The sequence below is a fragment of the Paraburkholderia denitrificans genome, assembly GCF_042655705.1.
Lineage (GTDB): Bacteria > Pseudomonadota > Gammaproteobacteria > Burkholderiales > Burkholderiaceae > Paraburkholderia > Paraburkholderia denitrificans.
The window spans coordinates 53,941-71,029 of the sequence record NZ_JBHSMP010000020.1; the positions used below are offsets into that span (position 1 = coordinate 53,941).

16 protein-coding genes are annotated in these 17,089 nt (G+C 59.6%); 7 read left to right on the top strand and 9 right to left on the bottom strand.

Annotated features, from left to right (window positions below; all coding sequences use genetic code 11):
• The first annotated feature begins 15 nt into the window (after positions 1 to 15).
• Together ACFPTO_RS17160 and ACFPTO_RS17165 are read left to right on the top strand one after the other, a co-directional pair.
• Positions 16 to 930: a LysR family transcriptional regulator gene (locus ACFPTO_RS17160; protein WP_377713032.1), complete on the top strand. Its 915-nt coding sequence runs from the start codon at positions 16 to 18 to the stop codon at positions 928 to 930.
• 240 nt (positions 931 to 1,170) lie between these two features.
• A complete protein-coding gene (locus ACFPTO_RS17165) occupies positions 1,171 to 1,668 on the top strand; it encodes a LysE family translocator (protein WP_377713034.1) in 498 nt (165 codons plus the stop codon).
• Here ACFPTO_RS17165 and ACFPTO_RS17170 read toward each other — a convergent pair.
• The 7 genes from ACFPTO_RS17170 to ACFPTO_RS17200 form a co-directional block, all read right to left on the bottom strand.
• A complete protein-coding gene (locus tag ACFPTO_RS17170; RefSeq protein ID WP_377713036.1) occupies positions 1,569 to 2,462 on the bottom strand; it encodes an alpha/beta fold hydrolase in 894 nt (297 codons plus the stop codon). The genes ACFPTO_RS17165 and ACFPTO_RS17170 overlap by 100 nt on opposite strands.
• Before the next feature lie 181 nt (positions 2,463 to 2,643).
• Entirely contained in the window at positions 2,644 to 3,765 is a 1,122-nt protein-coding gene (locus tag ACFPTO_RS17175) for an ABC transporter ATP-binding protein (protein ID WP_377713038.1), read from the bottom strand.
• On the bottom strand, positions 3,762 to 4,538 hold the full coding sequence (locus ACFPTO_RS17180) for an ABC transporter permease subunit (RefSeq protein WP_377713040.1): 777 nt from the start codon (positions 4,536 to 4,538) through the stop codon (positions 3,762 to 3,764). Before ACFPTO_RS17180 ends, ACFPTO_RS17175 begins: the two co-directional genes overlap by 4 nt.
• 136 nt (positions 4,539 to 4,674) lie before the next feature.
• Complete coding sequence (locus tag ACFPTO_RS17185) at positions 4,675 to 5,568, bottom strand: carbohydrate ABC transporter permease (RefSeq protein WP_377713042.1); 894 nt, start codon at positions 5,566 to 5,568, stop codon at positions 4,675 to 4,677.
• 31 nt (positions 5,569 to 5,599) lie between these two features.
• Positions 5,600 to 6,886 carry an extracellular solute-binding protein gene (locus tag ACFPTO_RS17190; protein WP_377713044.1) on the bottom strand — a complete coding sequence of 429 codons (1,287 nt, stop codon included), beginning with the start codon at positions 6,884 to 6,886 and terminating at the stop codon, positions 5,600 to 5,602.
• 59 nt (positions 6,887 to 6,945) lie between these two features.
• The gene (locus ACFPTO_RS17195; RefSeq protein ID WP_377713046.1) at positions 6,946 to 7,647 is read right to left on the bottom strand and encodes a DUF1868 domain-containing protein; all 702 of its coding nucleotides are present in this window, start codon (positions 7,645 to 7,647) and stop codon (positions 6,946 to 6,948) included.
• A 141-nt stretch (positions 7,648 to 7,788) separates the two neighbouring features.
• Positions 7,789 to 8,934, bottom strand: a complete 1,146-nt coding sequence (locus tag ACFPTO_RS17200) for an ROK family transcriptional regulator (RefSeq protein ID WP_377713048.1) — start codon at positions 8,932 to 8,934, stop codon at positions 7,789 to 7,791.
• A gap of 420 nt (positions 8,935 to 9,354) precedes the next feature.
• On the opposite strand from ACFPTO_RS17200, the gene ACFPTO_RS17205 reads away from it, so the two are divergent.
• The 4 genes from ACFPTO_RS17205 to ACFPTO_RS17220 all read left to right on the top strand — a co-directional run bounded on the left by ACFPTO_RS17205 (position 9,355) and on the right by ACFPTO_RS17220 (position 14,063).
• The gene (locus ACFPTO_RS17205) at positions 9,355 to 12,192 is read left to right on the top strand and encodes a TonB-dependent receptor (RefSeq protein ID WP_377713050.1); all 2,838 of its coding nucleotides are present in this window, start codon (positions 9,355 to 9,357) and stop codon (positions 12,190 to 12,192) included.
• A gap of 92 nt (positions 12,193 to 12,284) precedes the next feature.
• Entirely contained in the window at positions 12,285 to 12,932 is a 648-nt protein-coding gene (locus ACFPTO_RS17210; RefSeq protein WP_377713052.1) for a MotA/TolQ/ExbB proton channel family protein, read from the top strand.
• 29 nt (positions 12,933 to 12,961) lie between these two features.
• Positions 12,962 to 13,360, top strand: coding sequence for an ExbD/TolR family protein (locus ACFPTO_RS17215; RefSeq protein WP_377713054.1), 399 nt, complete (start codon positions 12,962 to 12,964; stop codon positions 13,358 to 13,360).
• A gap of 10 nt (positions 13,361 to 13,370) precedes the next feature.
• Positions 13,371 to 14,063 carry an energy transducer TonB gene (locus ACFPTO_RS17220; protein WP_377713056.1) on the top strand — a complete coding sequence of 231 codons (693 nt, stop codon included), beginning with the start codon at positions 13,371 to 13,373 and terminating at the stop codon, positions 14,061 to 14,063.
• A gap of 93 nt (positions 14,064 to 14,156) precedes the next feature.
• On the opposite strand, the gene ACFPTO_RS17225 is transcribed toward ACFPTO_RS17220, so the two are convergent.
• Together ACFPTO_RS17225 and ACFPTO_RS17230 are read right to left on the bottom strand one after the other, a co-directional pair.
• Positions 14,157 to 14,615: a hypothetical protein gene (locus ACFPTO_RS17225; protein WP_377713058.1), complete on the bottom strand. Its 459-nt coding sequence runs from the start codon at positions 14,613 to 14,615 to the stop codon at positions 14,157 to 14,159.
• 626 nt (positions 14,616 to 15,241) lie between these two features.
• Positions 15,242 to 16,198: a LysR family transcriptional regulator gene (locus ACFPTO_RS17230; protein ID WP_377713060.1), complete on the bottom strand. Its 957-nt coding sequence runs from the start codon at positions 16,196 to 16,198 to the stop codon at positions 15,242 to 15,244.
• Positions 16,199 to 16,276: 78 nt separating this feature from the next.
• On the opposite strand from ACFPTO_RS17230, the gene ACFPTO_RS17235 reads away from it, so the two are divergent.
• A complete protein-coding gene (locus tag ACFPTO_RS17235; RefSeq protein ID WP_377713062.1) occupies positions 16,277 to 16,969 on the top strand; it encodes a hypothetical protein in 693 nt (230 codons plus the stop codon).
• Positions 16,970 to 17,089: the final 120 nt, after the last annotated feature.

Sequence of the window (17,089 nt, forward strand, 5' to 3'; positions counted from 1 at the left end):
AGCCCGGATACGTCCATGACACCGACCGAACTTCTCCCGTTGCTGCCGGATCTCGCGACTTTCGCGCAGGTGGTCGAGTCCGGTAACTTCTCGTCAGCAGCCCGCCCGCTTGGCACCACACCTTCGACCATCAGCCGGCAAGTGCAGCGGCTCGAACGGGCACTGGGCACGCGGCTCTTCGAACGCTCGACCCGACGCATCCGGCTAACGGAGTCCGGCATGCAGGTCTATCGCCACTGCCGGGAGATGATGGATGCAGCGTCCGGAGCCGTCGATGCGGCAAGCCAGTTGACGGCACAACCACACGGCCGGGTCAGCATCAGCGCCCCGATTTCGCTCGCGAAAAGCCTGATTCACCCGAAGATTTCCGGCTTCTTGCGTACCTATCAGGAAGTCGAGGTGCAGGTTGTATTCGACGACCGGGAGTTCGATCCGGTACGCGATCACATCGATCTCGTTGTGCGGCCCACCCCGACACCACCGCAAGGCCTCGTGGCAAGACGGCTCGGCACGGTGCGATGGCTGCCGTGCGCCTCTCCTGGCTATCTGCGTGCACGCGGCACGCCCGTGGTTCCAAACGAGCTCGCGCAGCATGATTGTCTATGTCTCGGCGATACGCCTGACGACAACCAGTGGACTTTCCGCCAAGGCAACCACACACAGATGATTGAAGTCAGAGGCCGATATATAGCGAACGATGTGAGCGCAAGGCGTGAAGCGGCGCTGGAGGATTGGGGCGTGGCGAGCCTGCCGGAATTTGCCGTTGGGGACGATCTCCGTGCCGGCAGGCTGGTACAGGTGCTGCCGGAATGGCTGTTCGAGCCACGCGCCTACAGCGGGCCTGTCTGGTTGCTGTATCCGCCGAACCGGCTCATGCCGCCGAAAGTGCGGGTGTTAATTGATTGGTTAGTGGAACAGTCCGGTTGTTAATTCAGTCGCCGATTTAGCTGAACCCGCACGCCGAAAACCCGATGCAGAGTGTGTGCAACGCCGGCGAACGACAAAGGTACCTCGTTAGTCGAGCAGCAAGCTGCCCGACCTGGCCGCCTCTATCGCCAGATTTGCATTGGACGCGGCCCTTGTGGTGACATCGGGTCAAAGGCTAAAAGTGGGTCGGCTACCCTAACCGCAGGTTTGTCGCGTGGGGCGTGTGCTTCCGTCGTCGCAGCATTGGGCTGCACGCTCGGCATCCTGCCCCACATGGTGGCGGCAATCACCGGTCTGGCTGCACTCCTGCATGCGAGCGCCGTCGCATTCGAAGCGATCAAGTATGCCGGCGTCGCCTACCTGCTCTACATGGCATGGAAGACGCTCAAGGAAAATGGAGCGTTGAAGATCAAGTTCGACGGCTCCGCGCACTCCGATCGGGATGTGATCTCGCACGCGATCCTGGTGAATATGCTCAACCCCAAGCTTTCGATCTTCTTCTTTGCCTTCCTGCCGCAATTTCCTGGTGCAGCGGTAATCGGCCTGTCCCGGAACTACGCGATCGTTCGGATTAATGGAGCCCAATGCTCGGGATGCTCTGCAACTGCGCATGCCGTATCAATCGCCTCACGCGCAAAGCATCAACCAGTCCATGTGTTGATATCGAGAACCGCGGCGGCGAACGCTTCGGGTGCCTCCTGCGGAAGATTGTGGCCCGCATTCGGCACGACGCGATTCTGATGGCGTCCGGTGAAGCACGTCGCGTCGGCCGGTCTTTCTCCTGGTAGAACAACGCCATCGGCATCCCCTTCGAGCGTGATCGCGGGCACGGTAATCGGCGGCATGACCGACAACCGGCGCTCGATCTCGTCAAATTGAGGATCGCCATCGACCAGTCCGAAACGGTGTCGATAGGAATGGACGACCACGTCGACGAAATCGGGATTGTCGAACGCCACTGCCGAGCGTGCGTAGATGTCGTCATCGACGTGCCAGGTCGGCGACCACAGCGACCATAGGAGACGACAAAACGCGCGCCGGTTTTCAGCCAGACCCGCTCGTCCGCGCTCGCCATGCAGGTAGTACTGGTACCACATCCGGTGTTCCCTTTCGGGGTCCGCTGGCTGCGACGCAGCGGCTATATCCTGGATGTTGTAGCCGTTGACCGAAACCAGCCCGCGCGCTCTCGACGGGTAAAGCGCCGCCACGATGCACGCCGCCCGGCCGCCCCAGTCGTATCCGCCGAGCACGGCTCGATCGATTTGAAGCGCATCGAGCAGCGCTAACAGGTCTGCGCCGAGCGCGGCCTGCTGGCCCGAGCGAACGGTTGTGGGCGCAAGGAAGCGCGTTGGCCCGTATCCCCGAAGGTAGGGGGTAATGACGCGCGCGCCCTGGGATGCCAGCCGTGGCGCCACTTCCTCATACGCATGGATGTCGTAAGGGAAACCGTGAAGCAGGACGACGGGCCATCCGTTCGCATCGCCCTGTTCGTCATAGGCGATATCAAGCAGCGCGGTTGCAATATGTTTCAGCATGGAGTTCTCCTTCGCATGAGGTCGTCCGGCCGGTTACGGCGGATTGTCTCCGATTAGCGAGTCTGCCTGGCCGGGACAGCGGCAACGGGCCGAGGCGTGCGTCTATCATCGCGCGCGATTGACGTGCCATGCTGCATGCGTTTTCGCGAGGTGTGAAAGGCAGGATTACCCCAATGAGAAGTTAGCCGCCAGAAGTACTCGAAGGCGAAGTTGGCTGCTCTCTTCGAAGGCGCTCTCCTGAACGACCGTCGAAGTATGAAACCGTACCAGTCTGCGCATCGAGCCAGACTGGTTTGCCCACATCAGGGGGGATCGTCCGTTGCGTGACCAGTACCGGGCTGCCGCCAACCGCGCAATGCAGTAAATAGTGGCTGCCCAAATCTTCGACCGCCGTCACGGTTCCTGTGAACGCGCCGGACACCGGGCTGGCACGGAGATTTTCTGGGCGGATGCCAATTTTGACTTCGCCATGCTCCGGCAGGCTTGCCGTATCGGGCAGAGGGAGCGGCACGAATTGCCCGTCCGCGAGTCGGATCGAATGATCGGATAGCGAGGCCGGTATGAGGTTCATCGGTGGCGTACCGATGAAACGGGCCACGAATTCATTGGCTGGCCGATGATAGACTTCAGTCGGTGTACCGACCTGCTCGACACAGCCCTGGTTCATCACGATAATCCGGTCAGCTAGCGTCATCGCCTCGATCTGGTCGTGCGTGACGAAGATCGAAGTGCATCCGAGCTGGTCATGCAGCTTGCGCAGTTCTACGCGCATGTCGTTGCGCATGCTCGCATCGAGGTTCGAAAGAGGCTCGTCGAACAGCAGGACATCCTGCTGTCGCGCAATTGCGCGACCGATCGCGACTCGCTGGCGTTGCCCACCCGAGAGCTGTGAGGGCAGACGATCCAGTAGATGCTCGAGCCCGAGCATCGTGGCAATTTTGCCAGCGCGCGAAGTCTGTTCCGCCGAAGACAAGCCAGCCAGTTTCAGGCCGTAGCATATGTTCTTGCGCACCGTCATATGTGGATATAGTGCGTAGTTCTGGAACACCATCGCGCAGCCCCTATCCTTGGGAGCGGCCCGGGTCACATCCCGATCACCGATGCGAATCTCGCCGGAGGTGATTTCCTCGAGGCCGGCAATCATTCTGAGCAGTGTGGATTTTCCGCAGCCGGACGGGCCGAGCACCACAGTGAATTCCTGGTGCAGGAAGTCGATGTTCACATCTTTCATCAGATGCGTCGAGCCGTAGGTTTTTGCAAGGTTGCGGACCGAGATCGTCAGCGGTGCGGTCGTTCCTGTCATTTTTCTGCTCCAATGATGCCTTTCACGAGCCATTTCTGCATTAACGCCACGACCAGGACGGGCGGCGCCAGCGCGATGACGGTCGCCGCCATCATCAGGTTCCATTCGGGAAGCTGCGAGGCATCGGTCGGTAGAAACTTCACGACACCGAGCACCACCGTGCGCATGTCCTGCTGATTGGTCGCGACGAGCGGCCACATGTAGTCCTTCCACGTGGAGACAAACACAATGATCCCGAGCGCAGAAAAATTGGCCTTGGACAACGGCAGCAGCATATCGACGAAAAAGCGGATCGGGCCGGCACCGTCCATTTTGGCGGCTTCCAGTAGTTCAGCCGGAATCGTCCGGTAGAACTGGCGGAACAGGTATGTACCAGTGGCAGACGCGACCAGCGGCAGCGACAAACCGGTGTATGAATTGAGCAGATTAATCGTCGGGATCGAAATCCGGATGCTCGCGATCGTCTGCAGCGCATGATCGAGACCGGTGGCGAAGAGCACGGCGCGGACCGGCTCGAGGAGGTCAGCAGCCACTGCATAGGTCGGGATCACGCGTACTTCCAGCGGCAGCAACAGCGTAATGAGCACTGCGGCAAAGATCACGTGTTTGATGCGCGAGCGGAAAAACACCACGGCATACGCCGTGAGCGCGGAGAGCAGCAGTTTTCCGACGACGACGATGCTTGCGACCAGGAAGCTGTTTAGCAGCAGGCGACCGAAGTTCGCACGTCGTTGCACTTCCGCGAGATTGGCGACGAGTTGCGTGCCCGGCACGAACGCGACGCCATGTTCGATCAGTTGCCGATTCGACACCGAAGCCGAACATAGGGCAAGGTAGATCGGGGCGAGTGCAAAGATCAGGCCGATCGCGAGCACGATCGGGCCAAGCACGCGGACAACGGGGGTTTTCTCACGCACGGCGCCCCCAGGTTTTTTGGCGGTTTGCGAGCATGGACTGGACGATTGTCACCGCAACGATAATCACCATCAGGATGACCGACAGCGCCGACGAGCCGGACAGGTCGAGGCCAAGGAAACCATCGGCATAAATCTTGTACGGGAGAATGTTGGTGGCCCCGGCGGGCCCGCCCCGGGTCAGCGAGTCGATCAGGCCGAAGCTATGGGTCAGGCTGTCCAGGGTGCAGATAACGAAGACGAAGACAATTTGCGGCGCAATCATCGGCACCTGGATGTCGATAAAGCGTCGAGTCGGACCGGCGCCGTCCATTGCGGCCGCCGCCAGGTAGTCGTCGGGGATCGCACGTAGCGCAGCGGTCAGGATCACGAAGCAGAACGGCATTTGCATCCACGCGAAGGCGGTCGCAACGAAGAGCAATGCTTGCCACGGATGCTGGTTGGGCAACCACGCGCCAGGCCAGATCTCATTGATCACGCTCATGGGGCCGATCACGGGGTTCATAACGAACTTTAGAATGATGCCAACGACTGCTCCGGCGACTGCGTACGGCCACATCATGAGATTGCGGTAGATCGCACTGCCGCCAAGCAGATATTCGCTGAGTCCCGCCAATCCCAGCGAAATACCAATTGACATCGATACGGCGAGAACGGCAAACAATGCCGTGGAGCGGATCGATTCCCAGAACGCCCAGTCGGTGACGATGCGAGCATAGTTGTCCAGACCGACGAACACCTCGCCGTTGCCGAACGGACGCACCAGATGGACCGACCAGGCGATGGCCTTGAGCGCTGGCCAATAGAAGAACAGGCAGATCAGCAGCAGTTGAGGTAATGCGATGAGCAGAGGCAGCCGCCATCCCTCGAATAAGGCGTGTTGTTTCATCGAAATTTCCTTTCCAGCTCTGTCGTATCCGTCAAGGTTTCGCGTACATGCGCTGGAAGCGTTCGAGCAGGCGATTACCCTGTTCCTGTGCACTTACCAGTGCGTCGGCCATGCTTTTTTGTCCGGCAAAGGCCCGTTGGGCCTCTAGCTGCCATGCCATCCGGATTTGCGTGAAGAAGCCGAGCCGCGCACCATGCGAAAAGTCCGACGTGGGCTGATCGAGTGAAGTCAGTGCCACTTCGAGATGTCGCAGCCGCGGATTGCCGTGTGCAGCAGACGCACGCCATGCTGCGACGGTCTCGGTCGTTCTCAACAGGAAACCAGTCTGCCCGGCGAGCTTCATCTGATTGACCGGCTGGTTGATGAAGTCGAGGAACTTCGCAATGGCCCGGTAGGTGTCGCGATCGAAGCCCTTCATGATCCACAGGGACGACCCGCCGATCACCGTACTGTGCCGCGGCACGCCGGAGAAATTCGGCAGCAGGCTGATGCTGGCCTGAATACGGCCCATTTGCTGGACAATGCCCCACGCGTACGTGGAACCGATCGACATCGCACATTCGCCGCTTGCGAACGCTTGAGACTGACGGCCCACACGGGTTTCGGTCGCCTCGACGATTTCGCCGCGACGATACCCGTTCAGGAGTGCGTTCATGAGTTCGGGGTGCCGGCCTGATGCAAAGACGAGTCGTGCGTTCAGTCCACCCGCGCCATTTCGCAGTGACGCGATTGGCTCACCGGCCACCGCGCCGGGCTGTTCAAGCATTTGCCACGGGTCGATGTCGATGACGGCCGGGCAGCCGATCCCGGCAGCCTTGAGGCGTGCGGCGTCCCGAAGGAATTGCTCCCATGTTTGGGGTGGTTGTGCAATTCCTGCGCGGCGCAACAGGACATCGTTTGTATAGAGCACGATCGTCGATACCGCAAACGGCGCGGAGTACAACTCGCCACGCTTATCCCCGTAATAGTGGCGAATGGCGGGAAGGTAGGATGCACTGACGTCGCCATTGCCGAACTCGCGCGCCAGATCGGCATACGGGACTGTGGCGTCGCTGAGCAGCATGTCGTTCGTGCCGACATCATAGATTTCGGCGAGTGCGGGCGCGCGATGCGCGCGCCAGGCGGCAATCAGTTGACGCAGATTCGACTCGTAGCCGTTCTGCCCGATGCACTGAACACGGTCGGCTGACTGGCTGGCATTGAATGCGTCGCACAGTTGTTGCACGACCATGCCCGCCTTACCGCTTTGCGCGTACCAGAAATCGAATTGGGCGCTCTGGCAGACCGCAGGCAGGGACAGGGGCATCCCCGCGCCCACGGCAAGGCTTGCAAGCGATCGGGCCGCGTGTGCTCGCACGTGTTTTACGCTTTCCATGTTCAGCAGGATTGCAGGCGTGCGTTCGCTTCCCCGATAAAACAATGGGTTTCGAACGCGAACATATCGTTAAACGTACAAAATTCAGGCGCACCGAGTTCGAAGGTACCGATGCGTTCCGCCAGTTCGGCGACCACGTCCAACCAGAGTACGCGGTAACATGGCGTCTCGTCGTCCAGCTCCTCGATTGGATATGAAACCGTGGTGTGAAAGAGATAGGTTGCGTGATCCGGCGCAGTGATGCCGAAGCGTTCGGACATCGCATCGCGCAGCGCTCTCAGCCGTTGCTCGCTTTCCGGTTCCGGGACCAGCGTCAAGGAGGTCAGCGAGGTTTGAATGCCACTGGAGCCAATACGGATCCGGAATGGCGCATCGATAAGCAGGTCGAGCGTACGAAGGCGCTCAACCAGAAATTTCGTGCCGTCGTTGATCGAGGCATCCGCAGGCAAGTCCTTCGGCCAGTGGCCCGGGCCGCGTCTCTCGTCCAGCATGCAGTCGAACACAGTCATGTGGTAACTCGACGGCGGCAGGAACGTGAATTTGTGGCCAAACGGACTGATCCTGACTCGATCCCGCACCGTCATAAGTCCGCGCGACAGGACGGTGAGCATGGGGATGTGGCAGATGATCGTATTGCCGGGGAAACGGCGCACGCTGCCGTCAATGTTGAACTTCTTGCCAATGTGATGAGTTGGTGTGCCCATGAAGGAGAGACCGGAAAACGGTCTGATTTTGCGGTGAAGTGCCCAATATTACTACCCGTAATGTGTATTAATTGTGGCAGGCAGTATGCGATTGGGCACGCGTCCGGGGCGAGCCGAGGCGGTGGGCGCCCGGGCGCAGGCCTACAGGAAGAAGGTGTTTTTCAGCGGCGTCACTGCCGCACCGATGACGGTGGCGTCACCATTGGTTTCGCTCAAGACGAGCTTGGGAAGGGCTGGGCCGACGCCATTGCGGTGCTCCCAGAATTGCACGCGCTCGATCAGCATGTCGCCGAGCGTCGGCGGCAATAGTCCCCCGAAGACGATCGCATCAGGATCGAAAAGCCCCGCGAGCGTGTTGATGACGCGCTCCAGTGCCGGGAGCGTTCGCTCGATCCAGGACTCAACGCCGGGCCACTGTGGATCGAAACGCATCCGAAGGTCTTCGATCGAATCGATGTCGATACCATTGGCTCGCAACTCGGCAATCAGGAATTTCAGTGCAGGCCGACGCCTGGATTCATCCTTGTCAAACATCATTTCTCCGGCATTGCCGTGCGAACCAAAATAGGGTTTGCCGTTGAGCACGACACCGCCGCCGAAGCCATAGGAGAAGTTCAGGTAGAAGAAGTTGCGCGCCCATGTCCCGACGCCAAGGAGGCTTTCGCCGATCGCGGCACTGCTTGCGTCGTTTTCAATCCAGACCGGCAGTTCGAAGGTATTTTCCAGTATTGTCTGGAGGTCGGTCAGCGACCAGTCCTGAAGTGGGACTGGCGCATTGACGTGCTTCCGGTCATGAACGAAGAACCCTGAGATCGTGAAGCCGATACCAATGATGCGCGCCCGATCGACTGAGTTTCTCTTCACCAGTCGGTCCATCGCGTCACGCAATGCTGTGAGTGACGCATTGCGGCGGAGCGGTGGAATCCTTAGACGAATTTCCTCGAGGATATCGCCGCCGAAATCCGCGAGGCAAAGCGTCATCGAATCGGTACTGACCGAGATGCCGATGGCGTAAGCAGCGGTGCGCTCGAGTTCGATCTGCGGACTCGGCTGGCCGCGCCCTTTCCTGATTGCCTCGCCTGCGACGAGCAACCCGCGCTCCATCAACTGGTCAACCAGGCGGTGAACCGACTGCTGGGACAGGTCGGTTTCGACGGTCAAAGCCGCCCGTGAGATCGAGCGGTGCCGCCGCACCGCATCCAGAATGATCCGTTCGCTGGGCGAAACGGTGAAGCCTGTCCGCGCATGGCGTTGTGACGAGGCCTGCTGAGCCGCTGAGGCATCCATTTTCGTCTTTTGTACCAGTGGTGTTCCGGGACGGTTCCCTTATGCGGGGACACATCCGTCGCATTCTACTACAACTGTGTAATATCGAAACTACTCGTGTGCAGAGGATTACGCACCGGCTTCGCACCGCTCCCCTCCATCCGGTTCCCCCTATTTTTCTCGCCCTGCACGGGAAAAAGGCGCCTGCATGACGGTGAAGGCCTTCCGTACTTCGACCTCTCAGCGACCGAAACAACTGGCTCGGCGCAGTTGCTTGTCACAATTAATACCCGATGTAGGTAATAACATCCGCCTGCATCACGACACGGGGCGACGTTGACCCTCCAGCGCGCGAGTCGCTGTCCCACCAGGTCATCACGTCGGACAAGTATTTGATGCATGGCGTGCATCGATCATGCATCTGCATTAAACAGGACACCTATGCAACAGACTCTAGAACTGCCTGGCGCCAAGCAGGGAATCCATCTCTCAATCATGGCGTGGGCGATTTGCGCCGCGGTTCCTGCCCTGGCCGAAACGGCGGCGACACAGGACACATTGCAGACACCGGCAACCGACCCGGCACCGGCTGAAGCGTCAGACAAGGCCCGGGAGAGCGGTCGCGATATGCCCCGCGTGCATCGCATGGATAGCGTCAACGTCACTGCCCAGCGGTCTCAGACACAGACTGCTGTTGCGACCAAGCGCAACGACAATCGAGTCATGGACGTCCTGACCCGTGAGCAGATCAACAGTTTGCCTGACACGACCGTCAACGACGCGGTAAAGCGTGTCACTGGCGTTTCGACGAGTTTCAACGCCGATACGATCAATGGCCGGGATGACGCGGTATTCGTGACAATTCGCGGCCTCGATGCTGCCTACAACAATGTGACGATCGACGGAGCGCCGTGGGCCTCGACCGATCAAACGAGCCGCGGCGCACGTACAAACGTACTGTCCGCAACGATGGTCAAAAAGCTCGAGGTGTACAAGACGTGGCAACCTGACCTGGATCCGAATGCCGTCGGCGGTTCGATCAACATTACAACCCGCAGCGCATTCGACAATGGTGGAAAGCCGTTCTTCCAGGTGTCCGGCGGGCTTGGACATGCAGATGCGACAGGCAAGGTCCTGTCCGGCGCCGATGGCCTGGCGCGCAAGATCAATACGGTTTTCAGCACCACGTTCGGCCCAACCAGCGCGTTGGGGTTGGTCATTGCAGCCAACTACGAAAAGAAAAATACCGTTTCCGTAGGGCACATGACCACGGATCAAGTGTTCTACAGCTACTACAATCCGGACGGCACGATTGCCAACCCGTCGTCAACAGGCGGCCCAAATACGGGAAACGGCATTCCAGTCCCCCAGCAGGACAAGAACTGGCTGTACTACAAGAATATCGAGCGAATCGGTGGCAACATCAAGCTCGAAGCAAAATTCAGCCGCGACGTATACGGTTTTGTCGGCGTGGACTTCAACGACGACAATGTCCACGCAACCCGGAACGAAGTCATCATCGACACGAGCCGCAGCACCGGCCCAAACCCGGTGGTCAACCAGACGCAGACATCGGGGCACTTTAATCTGGGCGAGGCCGAGGCCGGCAACATGCTGTCCCAGGTTGACCGTTCGATGAAAACGGTCCGCGGTGGTCTGGACTGGAAGCTTGGCGACAACCAGAAACTATCATTGCGTTCGTCATTTTCTCAGGCAGCAGACCGGAACCCGCAGCGGCTCGCGAAATACGTTTACGGCAACCTCAAGTACGCGCCAGGCGCATACCCGTCGATAACCGGCGTTCCGGGGCTGGCGATGGATTACAACACCTCGGGTTTCAATCCATCGTTTAATCTGGCGAATCCGGACAACTTTACCAACCAGAATAACTGGAAACCCTTCTATTGGCGTATCGACAACATTCGCATCGATGATCGGGTCGGCAATCTGAAACTCGACTACCGCCAGAACGTCGGTACCGATGCGCGAGGCCTGGGTTATGCAGTAGGTGCCGATTACCGCGCTCTCGGCCACAGCTATAGCAAGTACTACAACATGTACACGCCGACGAACGCCGGCAATCTGACGCTCGCTGACGCGGGCTATCTGTCCGGTGTCCCACTGCCCTATAGCGGCGGCTTGCCATTTGTGATTGTCGACGACTCGGCGGCCTGGAACCAGCTCGCACAGAACGGCTCTCTCGCAGGGGCATACTCCGCCAACCTTGCCAACAGTCTTCAGAACAACTACTCGCACCATGAGCAAGCGGCCAGCGTTTATGGTTTGGCAACGTATCAAACCGACCGGATTGCAGCAATGTTCGGATTGCGCCAGGACTATACGAATCTGAATACAACGGGCAATGTGCGCAACACGGCAAACGGGACGACGAGCTGGCAGTCGGTGACCAGGCGTTCGCATTACGACTACCTGCTTCCCGCCGCGTCGCTTGTGCTGAGTCCGGTAGACAACGTCAAGCTCAAGCTTGCATACAGCGAGACGATCGGACGTCCAAACTTCGATGCTTATGCACCGAACTCGTCGATCTCGGAGAACAGCGACGGATCGATTACGGTGAAGCAGGGCAACCCAGACATTAAGCCGCGGAAGTCCAACAACTTCGATGTTTCGACCGAGTGGTACCTGCCGCACAATGGCCTCGCATCGGTTGCGTTGTTCCGCAAGAAGATTTCGAACGAGATTTATACGCTAACGAGCACGGGCCAGTTTTCTTATGGCGGCGAGTCCCGTCCAGCGTTTATCACCCAACCGCTCAACTCATCTGCGTCGCAAGTCAACGGCATCGAGATGTCGCTCGTGCAGGGCACCCTCGGCTGGCTGAGTCCATATCTGTCGGGGTTTGGTTTTTCAGTCAACGAAACGCTCATGGCTGGCAGGCTGAATGCGACCCAGTCGAACGGATCGACACGTACGATCAAAGGTTTGATCAATCAGCCTGACCATATCACCAACTTTTCGGTGTTCTACAAATACCGGAAGTTCGGCGTCACGCTGGCTTATAACCGAGTCGGCGAGAGCCTGCGTCAGATCGATTCTGCCTACGCGCATCAGGACGTCTACTGGAAAGCACGTGACCAATGGGATCTGCAAGCGAGCTATGACGCTGGTCGCGGTTGGCGGACCTGGTTTTCCGTTGCGAACCTGACGAGCTCGCCAATCGTGAGTGTCACCGGCAAGGATCGCAACTTGCTCAAGGACAACTTCTCGGCGGGCCGTGTGTTTTGGCTGGGACTCACTTACACGCCGAAACTTCACTGAGGCCCGGTAGCATATGTTTTGCAAGAGCCTGGACAAATCGCCTGCGGTGATGTTTTAAGGACTTCTACTAATTTCACGTTGCGAGGAAGATCATGTTTCAACAATTCATCACGTTGAGTCAGCAATCGACTGGCATCATCCCGCTGCTCAGCCTCCTGCTTCTGCTGGTCATTGTGGTTTCCATCGAGCGCGGCATCTACTTTGCGCGCCTCGTTCCATCCGGCCTCAAGCTCAATCAGGAACTGCAGGCAACCAACCATCATGAGATCAATGCGCTGCGTACCATTTCCCGTCAATACGAGGGAACCGTATTCGAAGCGCCGCTGGAAGCCGCCCTTGAAGCACGTCATCTCGACGCGAATCACATGGACCGCTATATCGATGAGGCCATCGTTCATGAGCTCCCGCGTCTTGACCGGTTCCTGTGGATGATCGATGCATGCGTGACGCTGGGTCCGCTGATCGGTCTGCTGGGCACCATCATCGGTATCACTGAGTCGTTCAACGTGTTCGGCAACGGCAAGCAGGACATCGGCGCCGTGATGGGCGGCATCGGCCATGCTCTGGCCGCGACTGCATGTGGCCTGGTGGTGGCGATCGTCGGCGTCGCGGCCAATGCTTACTTCGGCAAGCGCTTGCGTGTCGCCATGCTGCAACTCGATTTGCTTAAATTCACGTGCGTCAAGCATTTCCACCTGAAGGACCATGTCCGTTTGCGTGCACAGTCCGCAGCGGCCTGAGTTACAGGGGCAACTACAGGAGCACGACGATGACCCGTACCCGCTATATGGAAGCGCGCAAGCCGCACATTGAGATCATTCCGATGATCGACATCATGATGTTCCTGCTGATCTTCTTCATGGTGACGATGCTCAAGATGATTGACACCGGTGGACTCAAGATCAGTGTGCCTCAGGCAGCGACCACGGAAACGCTGCCGAAGGCCTCGCTGACGATCGAGGCGCTGCGCGATGGCACCCTGTTGACGGATGGTCATCCGGTCACCGCGGATGCACTCACGGCTCTCATCAAGGAGCGCATGCATGCCTCGACGCTCGACGTCATGGTGGCGGGAGATAAGGACGTGCCGCTGCAAGCACTCGTTCATGCGATGGATATTGCCCGTGCCGCCGGCGTGGAAGACCTTGGCATCGCGACCAAACGCTGAGGAGCAGGCTATGAACGCGACCGTAATTGCCCCGGGCATGAAGACATCATCCGACGCGGCAGGCACGAGGCTGGCGATCGCTATTATTGCCGGGTGCCTGATCGAAGCGGCCTTGATTGCAGGCGTACTCAGCCACCGGCTGTTGCAAACGAAAACGGCAGTGCCACCGGCACCGATCAAGATCACCCGCGTTGTCGAAATCGCCGACGCACCACCCGTTTCGCCGCCGCCTGCCCCGCGGCGAGTCGAGCCGAAACCGGTCGAGCATCATCGCGCGCAACCGGTCAAGCAGCGGGTTGCCAGGCCAGCGATTGAACCCAAGGTGGTTACCGCACCCGCAGCAACCGAGGCAACCCCCGCCGAGTCGGTACACACGGATCATCCCCCTCTGGTGAGTGAGGCTCAGCCCGTGGCGATGCAGTCACCGCAGAAAGCGCCGGGTATTCGGCGCGGGCTGGTTCCGCTTACGCGTGTCGAGCCGGAATATCCGTCACGCGCACTGGCCGACAACGTTGAAGGTACGGTCACCGCTCAACTGACCATCGAAGCGGACGGAAGCGTGGGTTCGGTCAAGATCATGCACTCGTCACCAGCAGGGCTGTTCGAGCGCGCTTCAACCCAAGCCTTGATGAAGTGGAAGTTCGCTCCGAACGATGGCGGATATGTGGGTGAAGTGACGTTGACTTTCAGCCTGAGCAACTGACCGTGCCGAGGCATCGCTGCCGGGCAGCGCGAAATGCTCGCGCATCAGGCGTCACGCGCTGATCGACCGGCACCGATGCGGCGACCACATCAGTCAAGGTTGCGCAGCCGACGGCTCGACGCTCGCGCGCACCCGGTACTGCAGCGAAGGATCCTGGCTAACGATTTGCCAGTCGACCCATTGACCCGCGGGCACGACCAATCCTGGATGGTTCGCGTGCACCTCGCTCGGCTGCGGCGGCAGCGCGCAGCCTCCCGGCGTTTTAAGCGTGGTGTCGCTTTCGACCGTTTCTTGCGCCTGGATTGCGAGTACCGCCCCTGCCGGGTCTGCCCGCAGCGGTGCGACCGTGATGGTGCGCTGCAGGTCGATACTGCCTGCGGGCTCGTTCTTGCAGCCGACGTTATGCGTGACGACCTTGTGATGCTCGTTGGTCCTCGCCTGGCCAACCGTGGTCGTGCCGCCAAACGAGTCGACTTGCTGACCGTCGCGGATCACCTGCAGCGTCCAGTTGACGACAGGCTGCGCGGCAGGTTGTGCGTTGGGCTGAGGCACTGGCGCTGGTTCTGCGTGCGGCTGCGGCGCTGGCTGTGCGTACGGCTGAGGTATCGGTGCTGGCTGCGTATAGGGCTGCGGCGACGGTGCGGGCGCTGCGTACGGCTGCGGTGTTGGCGCTGGCTGCGTATAGGGCTGCGGCGCCGCGAGTATCGGCGGTGTTGGCTGCACCGTGTGCAACGGAGCGGCCTGATAAGCGTGTCCATGGACACGCCTGCGCACAGGCTTATGAACCGGTTTTTCAGCATGCTTTTCAACGGGCGCTATTGCAGGCTTTTGCGCGGACTGTGGCGCAGGTTTTTGAGCGGACTGCGGTGCGGGCTGTCGAGCCGGCTCGGGGGGATTCAGAGGAACGGCGTGCACCACCGGTTGCGAGGCCGGAATCACGGGCTGCACCACACCCTGCACCTGCGTCTGCGCGCTCGCAGTCACGAACGCGGCACCAGCCACGGACAGGGCCGCAGCGAGGCAGTTCTTCCACAACATCATGTCGGCGGGCTCCTTGCACGCATTGCGTTGCAGAGGTGCCGCACAACGCGTGCCCGGACGTTTGCTGTCAAGGTGACAGAGCACTCATTCCATTGCGCCTGGAATTCGCACGAATCCCGCTTGTCCTGCTTGTCCTGCTACTCGGTCCGCTTCACGTCATCTCGCATCTGGAGCTTGCCATTGGCTGCTCGGCGGCTCTTCACATGATCGATGAACGCACGCAGCTTCGGCATGATCTGCCGGTGACCCGGATAGTAGAGGGACACGCCCGGCATCACAGGCGCATACGCCTCCAATACGTGCAGCAGCTTTCCCGACTTCACTCTCTCTGCGACCATCGGTTCGGGTAATTGCGCGAGACCCATGCCTTCCATTGCCGCACCCAACAACGTCGGAAAATCGCTGGCGATGAATGGTCTCGATACTGCAATCTCGATCGTGTTTCCGTGATCGTCGAATGACCATGGCGCAAGCACGCCGGTGGAGCGCCGCCATCGCAGGCATGCGTGCTGACGCAGATCGTCTGTGTGCATCGGCTGGCTGCGCTCCGCGAAATAAGCGGGACTGCCGATAACGATTAAACGAAACGGCGGCGTCAGCGGTACAGCAACCATGTCGGGAGAAATAAACTGACCGAGCCGGATGCCTGCATCGAATCCTTCCGCCGCGAGATCGACCAGCTTCTCGCTTGCCGCGATCTCCACCTCGATCTCGGGATTGGCCTTGCAGAACGATGCGATCAGCGGCTCCAGCAGGATCGGGACAATCGCGCGCGGCACTGCAAGACGCAGCAATCCGGCTGGCCGCTGGCCGAGTCCGCGCGCCACTTCGCTGGCGGCGACGAGTTCCTCGAACGCGGGTTTTGCACGCGAAAGAAAGCGCTCGCCCGCTTCACTCAGGCCGACGCTGCGCGTGGTGCGGATGAACAATGCGGCGCCGATGCGCGCTTCGAGGGCGTGCACTGCCTGACTGACCGCAGACGGCGTCACCCCGAGTTCCGCGGCTGCCTTGCGAAAACTGCGGTGCCGGGCAACGCTCAGAAACACCTCCACACCGTCGAGCGCACCCTGTCTAACTGTGAAGTTCTGCTTCATGACCCGTCAACATTGTGAGGAATAGTCGCTCGCGGGAATCGATGTTACACCTGGCACCTCAAACGAGGAGAACCGCTGATGAACGCCTCACCGATTTCTGTTGGCAACCGATTATTCCCGCCAGCGGTTTTCGAACCACCGCGCACCAGTTCTTCCGGCCTGTGTTCATCGGCGCACCGCTGTTGCTGCGCCAACTCATCAGGCTACGCACACGATGAATCCTTCCTTTTTCTTCCATACGCGCGACACCAGCCGAAAGGAGGCAACATGTCACCGGAGCGCATTTTCCAGTTGCATCTCGTTCTGGGCTACGTCGCCTGGCTGCTTTGCTTCGGCGTGTACGTCTGGCCAAGGCTCAAGGCGATGGACCCGTTCGACGCGCAGCGCGCAATCGCCACGTTGCACAGCTTCCGCTTCTTCGGACTCACCTTCATCATGCCGGGCGTCGTCAGTCCCCAGCTTCCTGCAAGTTTCGCCGTGTTCGCTGCATACGGCGATCTCGCGACCGGCGTGCTGGCGATACTGGCACTGCTTACGGCACGCATACGCCCGATCTTCTGGTTGTTCGTCGTAGCGTTCAATGTCGTGGGAGCAGCCGACCTCATCTTCGACTACTACCACGCGATACGGGCCAGTCTTCCGGCAGTGGCAGGCGAGTTGGGCGCTACGTACGCGATTCCAATCATCTACGTGCCTTTGCTCACCATTACGCACGTTACCGCCTTCTATCTGATGCTGCGCCCACAGCCAAGGACAGCACCGAGTTACTGATGAGCCTTGCGTGAGTGCATGATGTTTACATCGAGCGCAGCCATTGTCTTCCGATGAGTCGCTTTTACTCCGGCACTCACGATCTTCCCGTAATGAATGCCGGTTGTCGTTACGATAAAC